This window comes from Arthrobacter sp. Soil_N43 (assembly GCF_057655195.1).
Genome location: NZ_JBDGML010000069.1, coordinates 21,596 through 36,308, shown reverse-complemented (window position 1 = coordinate 36,308; position 14,713 = coordinate 21,596). Strand labels below are relative to the sequence as shown.

At 65.2% G+C, this 14,713-nt stretch carries 12 protein-coding genes; 3 read left to right on the top strand and 9 right to left on the bottom strand.

Annotated features, from left to right (window positions below; translation table 11 throughout):
• The 4 genes from AC3A3W_RS06780 to AC3A3W_RS06765 all read right to left on the bottom strand — a co-directional run.
• A partial coding sequence (locus AC3A3W_RS06780; protein ID WP_487441353.1) for a cbb3-type cytochrome c oxidase subunit I occupies window positions 1-1,168 on the bottom strand: 1,168 nt, incomplete at its 3' end.
• 10 nt (window positions 1,169-1,178) lie between these two features.
• Window positions 1,179-2,051 (bottom strand): aa3-type cytochrome oxidase subunit II, encoded by an 873-nt coding sequence (gene ctaC, locus AC3A3W_RS06775; protein ID WP_205653866.1) that lies wholly within the window; start codon window positions 2,049-2,051, stop codon window positions 1,179-1,181.
• 184 nt (window positions 2,052-2,235) lie between these two features.
• The gene (locus tag AC3A3W_RS06770) at window positions 2,236-2,625 is read right to left on the bottom strand and encodes a HesB/IscA family protein (RefSeq protein ID WP_487441351.1); all 390 of its coding nucleotides are present in this window, start codon (window positions 2,623-2,625) and stop codon (window positions 2,236-2,238) included.
• A gap of 184 nt (window positions 2,626-2,809) precedes the next feature.
• Window positions 2,810-4,240, bottom strand: a complete 1,431-nt coding sequence (locus tag AC3A3W_RS06765; protein ID WP_487441349.1) for a M20/M25/M40 family metallo-hydrolase — start codon at window positions 4,238-4,240, stop codon at window positions 2,810-2,812.
• A gap of 131 nt (window positions 4,241-4,371) precedes the next feature.
• On the opposite strand from AC3A3W_RS06765, the gene AC3A3W_RS06760 reads away from it, so the two are divergent.
• The gene (locus AC3A3W_RS06760) at window positions 4,372-4,974 is read left to right on the top strand and encodes a DUF3043 domain-containing protein (protein WP_487441347.1); all 603 of its coding nucleotides are present in this window, start codon (window positions 4,372-4,374) and stop codon (window positions 4,972-4,974) included.
• A gap of 108 nt (window positions 4,975-5,082) precedes the next feature.
• Here AC3A3W_RS06760 and AC3A3W_RS06755 read toward each other — a convergent pair whose 3' ends face one another.
• Window positions 5,083-6,156 (bottom strand): quinone-dependent dihydroorotate dehydrogenase, encoded by a 1,074-nt coding sequence (locus tag AC3A3W_RS06755; RefSeq protein WP_487441345.1) that lies wholly within the window; start codon window positions 6,154-6,156, stop codon window positions 5,083-5,085.
• An 88-nt stretch (window positions 6,157-6,244) separates the two neighbouring features.
• Here AC3A3W_RS06755 and AC3A3W_RS06750 point away from each other — a divergent pair, with 88 nt between their 5' ends.
• The gene (locus AC3A3W_RS06750; protein WP_487441344.1) at window positions 6,245-7,231 is read left to right on the top strand and encodes an alpha/beta fold hydrolase; all 987 of its coding nucleotides are present in this window, start codon (window positions 6,245-6,247) and stop codon (window positions 7,229-7,231) included.
• Window positions 7,232-7,302: 71 nt separating this feature from the next.
• Here the strand turns inward: AC3A3W_RS06750 and AC3A3W_RS06745 are convergent, their stop codons facing one another.
• The 3 genes from AC3A3W_RS06745 to leuA all read right to left on the bottom strand — a co-directional run bounded on the left by AC3A3W_RS06745 (window position 7,303) and on the right by leuA (window position 10,738).
• On the bottom strand, window positions 7,303-8,145 hold the full coding sequence (locus AC3A3W_RS06745) for an isoprenyl transferase (RefSeq protein ID WP_487441342.1): 843 nt from the start codon (window positions 8,143-8,145) through the stop codon (window positions 7,303-7,305).
• A gap of 2 nt (window positions 8,146-8,147) precedes the next feature.
• Window positions 8,148-8,900, bottom strand: a complete 753-nt coding sequence (gene recO, locus AC3A3W_RS06740) for a DNA repair protein RecO (RefSeq protein ID WP_487441341.1) — start codon at window positions 8,898-8,900, stop codon at window positions 8,148-8,150.
• A gap of 98 nt (window positions 8,901-8,998) precedes the next feature.
• Window positions 8,999-10,738 (bottom strand): 2-isopropylmalate synthase, encoded by a 1,740-nt coding sequence (gene leuA, locus AC3A3W_RS06735; protein ID WP_487441339.1) that lies wholly within the window; start codon window positions 10,736-10,738, stop codon window positions 8,999-9,001.
• A 252-nt stretch (window positions 10,739-10,990) separates the two neighbouring features.
• Between leuA and AC3A3W_RS06730 the strand changes: the two genes are divergently transcribed.
• Window positions 10,991-12,943 carry a M13 family metallopeptidase gene (locus tag AC3A3W_RS06730; protein WP_487441337.1) on the top strand — a complete coding sequence of 651 codons (1,953 nt, stop codon included), beginning with the start codon at window positions 10,991-10,993 and terminating at the stop codon, window positions 12,941-12,943.
• Between the two features lie 68 nt (window positions 12,944-13,011).
• On the opposite strand, the gene AC3A3W_RS06725 is transcribed toward AC3A3W_RS06730, so the two are convergent.
• Window positions 13,012-14,610 carry an LCP family protein gene (locus tag AC3A3W_RS06725; RefSeq protein ID WP_487441336.1) on the bottom strand — a complete coding sequence of 533 codons (1,599 nt, stop codon included), beginning with the start codon at window positions 14,608-14,610 and terminating at the stop codon, window positions 13,012-13,014.
• Between the last annotated feature and the right edge of the window lie 103 nt (window positions 14,611-14,713).

Here is a 14,713-nt window from a genome sequence, read left to right as displayed (position 1 = left end):
CGGAGACGTGGAAGTCCAGCGGCGGGGAGGCCAGGATGATGCCGGTGAGGCCGCCGAAGAGGAACGTGATGAGGAAGCCGATGCTCCAGAGCATCGGGGTCTCGAAGGTGATTGAACCGCGCCACATGGTGCCGATCCAGTTGCAGAACTTCACGCCGGTGGGCACTGCGATGAGCATGGTCATGAATGCGAAGAACGGCAGCAGCACAGATCCGGTGACGTACATGTGGTGCGCCCACACGGTCACGGACAGGGCGGCGATGGCGATCGTTGCGTAGACCAGGCCCTTGTAGCCGAAGATCGGCTTGCGGCTGAAGACCGGGAAGATCTCGGACACGATGCCAAAGAACGGCAGCGCGATGATGTACACCTCGGGGTGGCCGAAGAACCAGAAGAGGTGCTGCCACAGGACGGCGCCGCCATTTTCGGGATCAAAGATGTGGGCGCCGAAGCGGCGGTCCGCGCCGAGGGCGAACAGTGCTGCGGCCAGCGGCGGGAACGCCATCAGGACCAGGATTGCCGTGACCAGGGTGTTCCAGGTGAAGATCGGCATGCGCCACATCGTCATGCCCGGGGCGCGCATGCAGATGATGGTGGTGATGAAGTTGACGGCGCCGAGGATGGTGCCGAAGCCGGACAGCGCCAGGCCGAAGACCCACAGGTCACCACCGATGCCGGGGCTGAATGTGGTGTTCGACAGCGGTGCGTACGCGAACCAGCCGAACGAGGCCGCACCCTGCGGAGTGATGAAGCCGGACACCGCGATGGTGGAGCCGAAGAGGAAGAACCAGAAGGCCAGGGCATTCAGCCGCGGGAAGGCAACGTCAGGGGCGCCGATCTGCAGCGGCATGATGACGTTCGCGAAGCCGGCGAAGAGCGGGGTGGCGAACATCAGCAGCATGACAGTGCCGTGCATCGTGAACAGCTGGTTGTACTGCTCTTTGGTCTGCAGGATCTGCATGCCGGGCTCGAATAGTTCGGCACGGATAAGCAGCGCCATCACGCCGCCGAGGCAGAAGAACACGAAGGACGCGATCAGGTACATGTACCCGATGGTCTTGTGGTCCGTGGAGGTGATCCAGTTGACGACGATGCGCCCCTTGGATTTCGGTACTACAGGTGATGCGGGAGCTTCGAGGATCCCGGCGGATTGAGTGTAAGTAGCCACGTCGCTCCCCTTACTTCTTCTCGGTCAGGCTCGGGTTGCGGTCGTACTCTTCGCCGAGCAGGCCCGTGTTGCCGTCCTGGCGGAGCTGGTTCATGTGCGCCTGGAATTCGGACTCCGAGACAACCTTCACGCGGAAGAGCATTTCGGAGTGGTATTCGCCGCAGAGCTCGGCGCACTTGCCGTCATAGGTGCCTTCTTTGGTGGGCGTGAACCGGATGTAGTTGGTCTTACCCGGGATCATGTCGCGCTTCTGCAGGAAGGCGGGAACCCAGAAGGAGTGGATGACGTCGCGGGAGTTCAGTTCCACGTCGACGGACTTGCCAACGGGCAGGTAGAGCGTGGGGAGCTTCTCCTTGTCCACCGCTTCACCGGTCAGGTGTGCCTGGACACCGGCTTCGTGGACGTCCTCGGTGATGACCTCGCCCTTCTTGTAGTTGAAGTCCCAGGCCCACTGCTTGCCGCGGACGTCAACAACGACGTCGGCCGGCTGCGAGCGGTCATCGATGGCCTGCTGGTCGCGGTCGGTGAAGTAGAAGAACACCAGGACCATGAACAGCGGAATGGTCAGGTAGAAGACCTCGAGCGGAAGGTTGAAGCTGGTCTGCCGGGGGAACCCGACGGTCCCCTTGCGGCGCCGGTAGGCGACGAGGCACCAAACGATCAAGCCCCAGGTAATGATGCCCACCACGAGCGCGGCAATCCATGAGTTGACCCAGAGGTCCATGATGCGGTCGGTATTACTGGTGGTCCCACGCTCAGTTGGCAGCCACCCCTTCTCTACCACTGGCGAACATCCAGTCAAAACCAACGCGCCGGCAATTGCCAAGCCAGTGATCGTAGTGATCGTTTTGCGTCGGCTGCCGGTTCGGTTCTGCGAACTCACAGACGGCCCTTCCTACTTGTTGCTGTTGCCAGGGCGGCCTATGGCGTCCCGGGCACACTAAAAGTTTTACTACTCGGTGTAGAGCTTACCGCTCCCCGCGCGTTTTCGCCCACATGTACTCACCCGTGTGGCGGCGCCGGTTATTACCGGCGCCGCCACACGTGAGGAAGGGCTAGCGGGCCCGTTAGTGGAATGAATCGCCGCAGGCGCATGAACCGCCTGCGTTGGGGTTGTCGATGGTGAACCCCTGCTTGGAGATAGTGTCCTCAAAGTCGATGCTGGCACCGCTGAGGTACGGCACGCTCATCTTGTCGACCACGACCTCGACGCCGTCATAATCGCGTACGGCGTCGCCCTCCAGAAGGCGCTCGTCGAAGTAAAGCTGGTAAATCAGTCCGGAGCAGCCGCCCGGCTGCACTGCAACACGAAGGCGGAGGTCTGTGCGGCCTTCCTGCTCAAGGAGGCTGCGGACCTTGCCTGCGGCAACGTCCGTCAGCTGAACCTCGTGGCTCGCCAGTTCGGCACTTGCCGCGCCGGTGGATTCGGTGCTGTTTTCATTGGTCGTAGTGCTCATTGGCCTACCTTCTAACGACGGTCCTGGCGGCCCCGCGTGCACGGTGCCTGCCCCTACGGAAACGGTATGGGCTATAGCTACATGCTACGTCGATAGCACGCGTAGCTCTAACTACAGGCGTAACCAAGGCCGTCCGCGACTTGTTCCCGTACAGGCCGCGGCGCGCCTGAAAGTCCCGGAGCCCTCAACCAAGACCCTCGTTGTTAAGACGTGCCAGGAGCAGCGCCTCCGCCACAACCGCATTCCGAAAGTCCCCAATATGGAGGGATTCGTTGGCGGAGTGTGCCCGTGAATCCGGGTCCTCCACGCCGGTGACGAGGATCTGGGCTTCCGGATACAGCTCAGTCAGGTCTGAAATGAACGGAATGGACCCGCCGATGCCCATTTCCACCGCCGGCACGCCCCAGGACTCCCCCAGCGCCCACATCGCGTATCCGGCAGCCGCCGAACCCCTGTCCGTAAGGTAGGCGTTGCCGCTCTCTCCCGGGGTGAACACGACCTTCGCCCCGAACGGGGCATTCGCCGCGACGTGGCGCCGGACTGCCTCCATCGCTTCGGCCGGCACCTGGCCGGGGGCGAGCCGGAGGCTGAACTTTGCCCGCGCCCGGGGCACCAGCGTGTTCGAGGCCACGTCAACTGCGGGAGCGTCGATGCCGATGATGGACAGGGCCGGCTTGGTCCACATCCGGGACGCTATCGAACCGCTGCCGGCCAGTTTAACGCCGTCGAGTACCGAGGCGTCCGCCCTGTACTCTGCTTCGGTCAGGTCCACCGTGGCGTCGTCAAAGCCGACGAGCCCGTCGATGGCCACGCTGCCCTCGTCATCGTGCATGGTTGCGATGAGGCGCGACAAGAGTGTGGGGGCATCCAGCACCGGGCCGCCGTACATTCCCGAGTGCACCGCATGCTCGAGGACCTGGACGTCGATGGTTCCGTCGATCAGGCCACGGAGGCTTGTGGTGAGCGCCGGGACGCCCACCTTCCAGTTGCTGGAGTCCGCCACGACAATGACGTCGGCGCGCAGCAGCTCCCGGTGGGTTTCCAAGAATGTGCGGAAGGTCGGCGAGCCCGCTTCTTCTTCCCCTTCGAAGAACAGGGTCACGCCCAGCCCGAACTGGTCACCAAGCACCTGGGTCACGGCAGCGTAGGCAGCGACGTGCGCCATGATGCCGGCTTTGTCGTCGGCGGCTCCGCGGCCGTAGAGCCGGCCTTCGCGTTCGACGGCGGTAAAGGGCTCTGATTCCCACAGAGCCGTATCGCCCGGCGGCTGCACGTCGTGGTGGGCATAGAGCAGTACGGTGGGCTTGCCTTCTGCTGCTTCGCGGCGGGCCACGACGGCCGGTCCCCCGGCCGTTCCGTCCTCCTTAGTGCACCGGAGTATCCGGACGTCTTGGAAACCGGCGCCACGAGCCAGTGCGGCAGCGGCTTCGGCGCTGCGGTCCAGCTGTGCGGGATCGAAGCTGGCCCAGGCGATGCCGGGGATGCTGACCAGGTTCTTCAGGTCGGACATGGTGGCCTCAAAGCCGGCGTTGACGGCATTCCGCAGGGCGTCCGTGTCGATGCCGGCAACCGAACTGCCCGAATGTTGCGGGGTGGCCGCAGATGGTGAAGTCATGGCCAAAACACTACCCGTGGCGCAGCCCACAACGTAGAAGACGCCACCGGCCTCGCCAGCGCGTGTCACGCCGGGTGATGCCCGCGCTTTGGCATGACGGGCGGCCGGGCCCTGCAAGGTATTCTGTTTTGGTGTTTGGACGTAAAAAGGAAGCGCCAGCGGCGCAGGACGTAGTAGACCAACAGGCTGCCGATGCAGCTGGCCGGCAGCCCGGGGTCATGGGCAAGGGTGCACCCACGCCCAAGCGCAAGGCGCAGGAAGCGGCACGCAAGCGGCCCCTCGTGCCCGAGGACCGCAAGGCCTCGAAGGCGGCAGAGCGTGCCGCTGTGCAGGAGCAGCGCCTGAAAATGCGCCAGGCCCTCGATACCGGCGACGAGAAGTATCTCCCGATCCGTGACAAGGGGCCGCAGAAGCGGTTTGCCCGCGACTATGTGGACGCGCGGTTCAGCCTCGGTGAATACCTCATGTTCGGTGCGTTGGTCTTTGTGATCATCTCGCTCGTGGTTCCCTCCACCAGTGAACAGATGATTTATGTCCTCGGTGGGTTCTGGGTCATGTTCCTGGCAGTCTTCGTGGACGTGTTCATCCTGTCCCGGCAGCTGCGCAAGAGGCTGATTCAGAAGTTCGGCGAGGTGGAGCGGGGCACCGTCTGGTATGGCTCGATGCGCTCCCTGCAGTTCCGGAAGCTTCGACTCCCCAAGCCGCTGGTCCGGCGCGGCCAGTACCCGTCCTGACCAACGGCTTTCCATGCTCCGGGCCCGTTTCCGGATCCGACGCAGAACGCAGCAGCCCCCGGCGGTGTTACCGCCGGGGGCTGCTGCGTTCCCTGGGGCCGGGCTGTCTTAGCCAGCGCGCCGGGCTTTGGCCAGCCGCCTGTTGATGCGCGCTGCCCAGAACGGCCCTTCATAGAGGAAGGCCGTGTACCCCTGAACGAGGGTGGCACCGGCATCCAGCCTGTCCTGCACGTCCTGGGGCGTCTCTACCCCGCCCACGGAAACCAGCGTCAGCCGGCCGGCCGTTGCTTCCTTGAGCCGGCGCAGCACCTCCAGGGAGCGTGACTTCAGCGGGGCCCCGGACAGCCCGCCCGCCCCGCAGGCTTCAATCTTTTCGCTGTCGGACTTCAGGCCCGTCCGTCCGATGGTTGTATTCGTGGCGATGATGCCGTCCAGGCCCAGGTCCAGCGCGAGCCGGGCGACGTCGTCGATGTCCTCGTCGCTGAGGTCCGGGGCGATCTTGACCAGGAGGGGCACGTGGCGCCCGGCTGCTTTGTCGGCTTCCTCCCCGACGGCAGTCAAAAGGGGCCGCAAGGTCTCCACGTTCTGCAGGAGCCGGAGGCCCGGCGTGTTGGGGGAACTGACGTTCACCACGAGGTAGTCGGCCGCGGGAGCGAGGCTGCGCGCGCTGATGAGGTAATCCTCCACGGCGTCCTCGAGTTCCACGATTTTGCTTTTCCCGATGTTCACCCCGATGAGGGGACGAACCTTGGGATGACGCCGCTGCAGGGCGGCCCGGGCCGACTTGAGGCGCGGTGCCACGGCAGCTGCGCCGTCGTTGTTGAAGCCCATCCGGTTGATGACGGCACGGTCTTCGATGAGCCGGAACAGCCGCGGCTGCTCATTGCCGGGCTGGGCACGGCCGGTGATGGTGCCCACCTCGACATGGCCGAAGCCGAGTTCAGTCAGGGCCTCGATGCCGTGGCCTTCCTTGTCAAAGCCGGCGGCGAGCCCGAACGGCGACGGAAACGTAAGGCCGAATGCACTCGTCTGCAGGGACGCGGGCGGGGCCGTAAAGCGCGCCAGCAGTCGGCCCGCTCCGGAGGAATGGGCCAGGCGGATGCCCTTGAAGCCGATTTTGTGGGCGCGTTCGGCGTCCATCCATGAAAAGGCCAGCCTGAAGAAAGTGGGATATACGCGCATGCCTCTAGTTTTCCGTCTTCGGCGGTGCAGACCAAACCAGCCCGGGCACGTGTCGGCCACACCGCAGCGGAAAGTCTACTCTGGTGCCATGGAGTGGCAGAGCGATATCCTCGGCGAGGGGTTCGAATCCTATGCCTTTGGGGCTGTGGGCGCCGACGGCGTCACCCGCACTGCGACGCTTGTCCGGTATGCCCCGCTGACGGAAACCGCCCCGTCCGCGGCTTCACGGGAGCGGCGCCGTGCCGTGCTGTTCCTGCACGGCTGGAGCGATTACTTCTTCAATGGTGAACTGGCACGCTTCTGGAACGGCCAGGGCTTCGAGTTCTTTGCCTTGGACATGCACAACCACGGCCGCAGCCTGCGGCCGGAGACACACGGCGGGTACGTTGCCGACCTCGCAAACTACGACGCCGAAATCGGCGCCGCCGTCGGCATGATCACCGCGATGCAGCCCACGGCGCCGCTGTCCCTTGCCATGATGGGGCACTCCACCGGAGGCCTCGTGGCAGCCCTGTGGGTGAGCCGGAATCCGGGGGTGGTGTCACAGCTGGTCCTGAACAGCCCGTGGCTGGAAATGCACGGCAGCTCCTTGGTGCGGCGGGCCGCGTGGACCATGGTGGAGCCCCTCGCCCGGCTGCGGCCGGAGGCTGTGCTCCGGCTGCCCGAACGCGGCTTCTACTGGCGCAGCATCAGCAGCTCCGCGGAAGGGGAATGGACCCTGGATGACAAGTACCGGCCTCCCATGGCCTTTCCGGTCCGCGCCGGCTGGCTCAGCGCCGTCCTTGCCGGCCAAGCCCAGGTGGCGCGCGGGCTCGGCATCGACATCCCCATCCTCGTCCTTATTTCGCGGGCCAGCGAGAACGGCCTGGTCTGGAACGAGGAGATGCGCAGGACGGACGCGGTGCTGGACGTCAACGTCATCGCCGTACGGGCCCTGTCACTGGGCCGGAGTGTGTCCGTGGAGCGCATTGACGGCGCCCTACATGACGTTTTCCTGTCCAGCGCCGAGGTGCGTGCGGACGCGTACCGGCGGCTGACGCGCTGGATCCGCGGTTATGCGGACCCCTCGCCCTAGGCGGCTGTGAGTTGTGCCCAGAAGGGCAAGGGAACCACGGCTGTCCAGACGTTTCTGCCGTTGCCCAGCTTCTAGCCGGCCTGGTGGGCAGCCGCTCCTGTGTCGGCGGCGTCCACCGCTCCCCCGTAGCGGCGGTCCCGCTGGGCGTAGATGCCCACGGCATCCCAGAGCGTGCGGCGGTCGACGTCCGGCCAGAGCGTGTCCAGGAAAACAAACTCCGCGTACGCAGACTGCCAGAGCATGAAGTTGGAAAGCCGCTGTTCCCCCGAACTGCGCAGGAATAGGTCGACGTCGGGCAGGTCCGGTTCGTCGAGGAACTTCTGGACCGTTTTCTCGGTGATCGAACCGGGCTTGAGCCGGCCGGCGGCGACTTCTTCGGCAATGGCCGTTACGGCGTCGGCAATCTCGGCGCGGCCGCCGTAATTAACACACATGGTTAACGTGCACGTGCTGTTTCCGGCGGTGTAGGCCTCGGCCTCTTCCAGCTCGCGGATCACCGATCCCCACAGCTTGGGCCGGCGGCCGGACCAGCGGACCCGCACGCCCCATTCGTCCAGCTGGTTCCGCTGCCGGCGCAGCACATCCTTGTTAAATCCCATCAGAAAGCGCACTTCCTCCGGGGAGCGCCGCCAGTTTTCCGTGGAGAACGCGTAGACGGTGACGTACTTGATGCCGAGTTCTATGGCGCCGGCCACGACGTCCAGCAGCGCGGGCTCCCCCGCTTTATGGCCCTCGATGCGGGGCAGCCCCCGCTGGTTGGCCCAGCGTCCGTTGCCGTCCATGACGATCGCCACGTGCCGGGGCACGAATTCCGCCGGGATCGCCGGCGCCAAGGCGCCGGAAGGGTGCGGGTATGGCGGAACCACAGGAGCGGTGCGGCGCCGGGCAGGGGTGGTCTTCTTTCCCAAGGACACTGTTAGGTACGCTCCACATGTTTGAGGGATTTCAGGACACGTTCGAGGTGCCACTGCAGATAACTGGCCACGAGGCCTGCCGCTTCCCGCCGGTGCAGCGGCAGTGAGGAATCCGCCGTCGTCCAGTTTCCGGTGAGCAGGGCACCCAAGAGCGCCACCGTCTCGGCGGCCGGGGCGGCTGATCCGGGCGGCCGGCAGTCGTTGCAAACCATGCCGCCCAGCGGCGCGGAAAACGCGTTGTGGGGTCCGGCTGCACCGCAGCGCGCGCAGCGGGTGAAGCTGGGGGCCCAGCCTCCGGTGGCGAGGGCACGCAACAGGTACGAGTCCAGGATCAGTTCCGGCGTGTGGTCCCCGCGGCTCAGGGCCGCCAGCGCGCCGACGAGCAGGTTGTACTGCGCTGTGCCGGCCTCGCCGTCGACGTCCGTCAGCTTTTCGGCGGTCTCCGTCATAGCGGCGGCGACTGTGTACCGGCCGTAGTCGGCGGCGATGTTCCCGCCGTAGGCTCCCTTGGCCTCAGCCTGGGTGACGATGTCCAGGGATTTGCCGGAGACGAGCTGCAGATCCGCCACCATGAAGGGTTCGAGGCGGGCGCCGAAGCGGCTGCTGGTGCGGCGGACGCCCTTCGCGACCGCCCTCACCTGGCCGTGGTGCTTCGTCAGCAGCGTGATGATCCGGTCCGCTTCGCCCAGTTTATGGGTACGCAGCACTACGCCTTCATCGCGGTAGGCACGCGCTGCAAATGACTGTTGGACCACGCCTAATCTTCGCACTGTCTGCCGGAAAACCCTGCTTTCCGGGGTGCAGGTGCGCCGCCGGACCGGCGGCGCACCTGAACAAACCGCACCTGAACTCGTTAAGCCTGGGCGTCCCGGACAGCACGGTTCACGGCCGAGATGACGGCCTTCAGCGAGGACATGCTGGTGTTCGGGTCAATGCCGATGCCCCACAGCACCCGCTCACCGACGGCGCATTCCACGTAGGCCGCGGCGCGGGCGTTTCCGCCTTCCGAGAGGGCGTGCTCGCTGTAGTCCAGCACCCGGACATCCACGCCGTCCTGGCCGAGGATGTCCAGCAGCGCAGCGATGGGACCGTTGCCGGTGCCGGTGCGCCTGACCTGGACGCCGTCCACGGTGAGGGCGGTGTGCAGGGTCATGGAGCCGTTGTCATCGGTTTCCGTCTTGACTGTTCCCAGGGAGTAGCGGCCCCACTGGCGGTCGGACGAATCGGACGGCAGGTACTCGTCCTGGAAGACCTGCCACAGCTGGGCGCCGCTGACCTCGCCGCCGTGGGTGTCGGTGCGGCGCTGGATAACGCCGGAGAATTCGATCTGGGCGCGACGGGGCAGGTCCAGGCTGTGCTCGTTCTTCAGCAGGTAGGCCACCCCGCCCTTGCCGGACTGCGAGTTCACGCGGATGACGGCCTCGTAGCTCCGGCCCAGGTCCTTCGGGTCGACCGGCAGGTACGGGACCTGCCAGGTGAAGTCGCTGACTTCCTTCCCTGCAGCTGCGGCGTCCTTCTCCAAGGCCTCGAAGCCTTTCTTGATGGCATCCTGGTGGGACCCGGAGAACGCCGTGAAGACGAGGTCGCCGCCATAGGGGGCCCGCTCGGCCACGGGCAGCTGGTTGCAGTACTCCACCGTGCGGCGGATTTCGTCAATGTCGGAGAAATCGATCATCGGGTCGATGCCCTGGACGAACATGTTCAGCCCCAGGGTAACCAGGTCCACGTTGCCGGTCCGCTCGCCGTTGCCGAACAGGCAGCCCTCGATGCGGTCGGCTCCGGCCAGGTAGCCGAGCTCGGCGGCGGCGACGCCGGTCCCGCGGTCGTTGTGGGGGTGCAGGGACAAAATGATGCCCTCGCGGGGGTGCAGGTGGCGGCTCATCCACTCGATGGAATCTGCGTAGATATTCGGCGTGGCCATCTCAACCGTGGCCGGCAGGTTAATGATGACCTGGCTGTCCGCGGACGCTTCGAAGACATCGGCCACCGCGTTGCAGACGCGGACGGCGTATTCGAGTTCGGTTCCCGTGAAGGACTCCGGTGAGTACTCGTAGGTGATGTGCGTGTCCGCCAGCGTTTCCTCGTACTTCTTGCACAGGCGTGCGCCCTGCAGTGCGATGTCCAGGATGCCGTCCTCGTCCTGGTTGAAGACCACACGGCGCTGCAGGACCGACGTCGAGTTGTAGAGGTGGACGATGGCCTGTTTGGCGCCGACCAGGGACTCGTAGGTCCGCTCGATCAGGTGCTCGCGGGCCTGCGTCAGCACCTGGATGGTGACGTCGTCCGGGATGTGGTTTCCTTCGATCAGCTGACGGACGAAGTCAAAGTCAGTCTGCGAGGCAGACGGAAAGCCGACCTCGATTTCCTTGTAACCCATGCGTACCAGCAGCTCGAACATCTTCATCTTGCGGGCCGGGCTCATGGGGTCGATCAGGGCCTGGTTGCCGTCGCGCAGATCCACTGCACACCAGCGCGGCGCCTTCGTGATGACTTTGTCCGGCCACGTCCGGTCCGGCAGTTCAACGGTGATCTGGTCCTGGAACGGGATGTAGCGGTGGACGGGCATTCCTGAGGTCTTCTGTGCGTTTCGCATTACTATCGGGGCCTTTTCTGTGATTCCTGAGTGAAAGGTGGCCGGGCAACACAAACTCCGCGACGAGGGTGGGCCTTGCGCTAGATCGCGTCTGAGGCCTCGCCGCGGCAGCTAAGAAGAAGCAGTTCTGCGCGCACCATTTCACAGTAACACGGGTGCGTAAGATGAAGGAGCAACACCCTCGCAACGTCCACCATGCAGACGCTGCACCGGTGCCAGCGCCGGCGGCAGCCCGTCATCGAAGGAGCTTCTGTGCCACATTCGGGGATCGCCCTGTCAAATATCGACCACAGCGTCCGGCCACAGGACGACCTGTACCAGCACGTGAACGGGGCATGGCTCAAGAGCACCACCATCCCGGATGACCGCCCGCTGGAGGGGACCTTCACTGCCCTGCGGGACGGGGCGGAACTCGCGGTCCGGGAGATTATCGAGGAAGCCGCCGGCAAGGGACCTGCGGCCAGCGGCATTGAACGTAAGATCGGCGACCTCTACAACAGCTTCATGGACGAAGCCGCCGTCGAGGCCAAGGGCATGGACCCGATCCGCGCCAGGCTGGACGAGGTGTTCGCCACCACCAGCATCCGAGAGCTCGTTGCCCTTGCCGGCCGGCTTTTCCGGGCGGACGTGTCCGGCCTCTTCTACATCTACCCCGCCCCGGACGCCGGAAATCCCGACCGGGTGCTGCTGTACACCGGCCAGGGCGGCCTGGGACTCCCCGACGAATCCTATTACCGCGAGGAAAAGTTCGTCCCCACCGTGGAAGCGTACCGGGATTACGTGGGCACCATGTTCGGCATGGCAGGCATCGCCGATCCTGCGGCGGCAGCGGCCCGCGTCGTCGCCCTGGAAACCGCCCTTGCCTCGCACCACTGGGACAACGTGACACTGCGGGACCCGCAGAAAACCTACAACCTGAGGTCCGCGGAGCAGCTGAATGAGCTGTTCCCCCTGCTGGACGCCTGGTTCGAGGCGGCGAACATCGTTCCGGACAAGCGCCAGGAGATAGTGGTCAGCACGCCCGATTTCTTCGCCGGCGCCGCAGCCCTGCTGGTCTCGGAATCCCTGCCCGTGTGGCAGGAGTGGCTGGCCCTGCGCGTCATCAACTCTGCGGCCCCTTACCTTTCCTCGGCCTTCGTCGACGCGAACTTCGCGTTCTACGGCACCACGATCAGCGGCACACCCCGGAACAAGGACCGCTGGAAGCGGGGGGTCGCAGTCGTCGAAGCAGCCCTGGGCGAAGCTGTGGGGCAGATCTACGTTGCCCGGCATTTCCCCGAGAGCCACAAGGAGCGCATGCAGACCCTCGTCGCCAACCTGATCGAGGCCTACCGGCAGAGCATCACGGACCTTTCGTGGATGGGCGAGGACACAAAAGCAGAGGCGCTCCGCAAGCTCGGGGCCTTCCGCGCCAAAATCGGCTACCCGGACGAGTGGATCGACTATTCGGCGGTCACCATCGATCCCTCGGACCTGCTCGGCAACGTCGAACGCGCCCACAATGCCGACGTCGACCGCCACCTTGACGAGGTGGGCAAGCCTGTCGACCTGAACAAGTGGCTCATGACGCCGCAGACGGTTAACGCCTACTACCACCCGATGCTCAACGAGATCGTGTTCCCGGCGGCGATCCTGCAGCCGCCGTTCTTCACTGCGGACGCTGACGACGCCGTCAACTACGGAGGAATCGGAGCGGTGATCGGCCACGAGATCGGCCACGGGTTCGACGACCAAGGCTCGCAGTTCGACGGCACCGGTGAACTGCGGAACTGGTGGACCGAGGATGACCGCAAGGCGTTCGAGGCGCTGACCAGCCGCCTTGTCGACCAATACAACATGCTCTCCCCGTCGGCGGCACCGGGTCACACCGTGAATGGACGGCTCACCCTGGGCGAAAACATCGGCGACCTCGGCGGCCTCACCATTGCCTACAAGGCGTACCGGCTCAGCCTCGACGGGCAGGAACCACCGGTGCTGGACGCGCTGACGGGCGAGCAGCGGTTCTTTGTCTCCTGGGCGGCGGCCTGGCGCCAGGTCATCCGTGGGGAGGAAGCGATCCGGCGGCTGGCCACGGACCCGCACTCCCCCAATGAATTCCGCACCAACGCCATCGCGAGGAACCTGGACGCCTTCCACGCCGCGTTCAGCGTTACCGAAGAGGACGGCATGTGGATGCCCCCGGAGGAACGCGTCAGCATCTGGTAGTACGGCAAAATGCCGGGCCAACCATTGGTTGGCCCGGCATTTTCATGACCGGTTCCTGTCGGATCAGGTCAGCCTGCGCCCTCTGCGACGATCAGTTCCGGATTCGCCGTCTGGCAGGTGGCATCCTTGGCCGTCTGGTTGACGATGTCCTTGGGAACCGATGCCTTGCCGTACTTGGACCCCGAGGCGAAATCGGCACCGAGATACAGCTGGACTCCGGAGACTCCCGGCGACGGCGCCACCTGGCTGGCCGGAATGCCGAACAGTGCGGCGACGTCGGCCGCCACGTCGGCGAAGTCGGTCCCGTAGTACACCATGGTTTGCGCTGCGGGGCCCGCTTCCAGCTGTCCTGTCTGCGTGAAGCCGCCCGTGACCAGCGCGTCCACGATCTCCTGCGCCCGCGTGGGCACCGCGGTTCCGTTGGCCACGGTAACCGGCTGCAGCGCCTTGTCGTACGGCGCGGCCGGTGTGGTGGGCGTGGGTGTGGGTGTGGCGGAAGGCGCCGCCGGAGTGGTCGGCTTCGGCGAAGCGGACGGCGACGGGCTCTGCTTGCCGTCCGGATCGGTCAGGTCGATGTCCTTCTTCAGGGCGGCGAAAAGCTGTGAGGCCGCCGGCTGGGCCGGTTCCAGCCTGTTGGGATCGCTTGCGGCAGGGACGGTCGGCACCGCAACGAAGGCCACTTTGCTGACATCGATCGTCTTGAGGCGGTTGCCGATGGTGATCATCGCCGGCACGGACGAAAGGCCCTCGTCGACGGTGAGGTTCTTCGTCACGACGTCGGCGATGTTGAGCATCTTCACCGGGTCGGACAGGGTGCCGTCATCCTTGATCTTGCGGGTCAGCGAGGACAGGAAGCCCTGCTGGGCCTTGATGCGGCCAAGGTCGCCGCCGTCGGCGAAGGCGTGACGGGTGCGCAGGTAGGCAAGGGCCTGCTCGCCCTGGACCTGGGACTTGCCCTTCGGAAGGCGCAGCCGGGAGTCAGGGTCATACACGGCGTCGCTGATGCAGACCTCCACACCGCCGACGGCGTTTGACAGCTCCTTGACGGCGTTGAAGTCGGCCATCATGAAGTGGTCCACCTCGAGTCCGGTGAGCTTGTTCACGGTGTCGACGGCGCAGCCGATGCCCGCTTCGCCCATGGCCTCGTTGATCATGACTCCGGTGCGCGCCGGAAAGTCCTTGCCCGTCTTCTGGTCCGTGCACCGGGGGATGTCGACGAGGAGGTCTCGGGGGAAGCTGACGACGCTGACGCGTTTGTTGTCCTCCGAGATGTCCATGAGCATCATGACATCCGACTTGCCGTAGCCTTTCGAATCGTCGGCGGTGCCGTAGCCGGCGTTCTTGCCGTCCCGGGTGTCGGACCCCAGGATGAGAATCTGCAGGCGGCCCGTCGCATCGTCCACGGTGTCGGTCTTGTTGCTGCCCGCCCCGAGGGCAGACGAGGAAATGTTCATCTGCAGCCTGAAGTACCAGTAGCCGGCGAATGCGAGGCCGCCCAGCAGGACAACGGCGACGACGGCGGTGGTCACCTTCAGCCAAACGGGCCTGTGGCGCAGGTTCAGATGGCGGGCAGCCCCAAGGCGGGCATCTCCGGCATGCCGGGCAGCTGGCTGGGACCGGGCAGGTGCGCCCGGCCCTTGGGCGCGGTTGTCGCGGCGTAGCACCAAAGGGTGTACCTTCCTCTAAAAACGAAATCCGGCTTATTTTAGTAGCCGAGTCTGGGAAAACGCCGTAAGCGCACCCAGCTCCGGCGTGGGAACGCCGGGAAAG

Bases quoted from the DNA above. Each gene is read 5' to 3' on its own strand.
- AC3A3W_RS06770 (WP_487441351.1), bottom strand. From the start codon at position 2,625: ATGAGCACTACGACCAATGAAAACAGCACCGAATCCACCGGCGCGGCA.
- AC3A3W_RS06765 (WP_487441349.1), bottom strand. From the start codon at position 4,240: ATGACTTCACCATCTGCGGCCACCCCGCAACATTCGGGCAGTTCGGTT.
- AC3A3W_RS06755 (WP_487441345.1), bottom strand. From the start codon at position 6,156: ATGCGCGTATATCCCACTTTCTTCAGGCTGGCCTTTTCATGGATGGAC.
- AC3A3W_RS06750 (WP_487441344.1), top strand. From the start codon at position 6,245: ATGGAGTGGCAGAGCGATATCCTCGGCGAGGGGTTCGAATCCTATGCC.
- leuA (WP_487441339.1), bottom strand. From the start codon at position 10,738: ATGCGAAACGCACAGAAGACCTCAGGAATGCCCGTCCACCGCTACATC.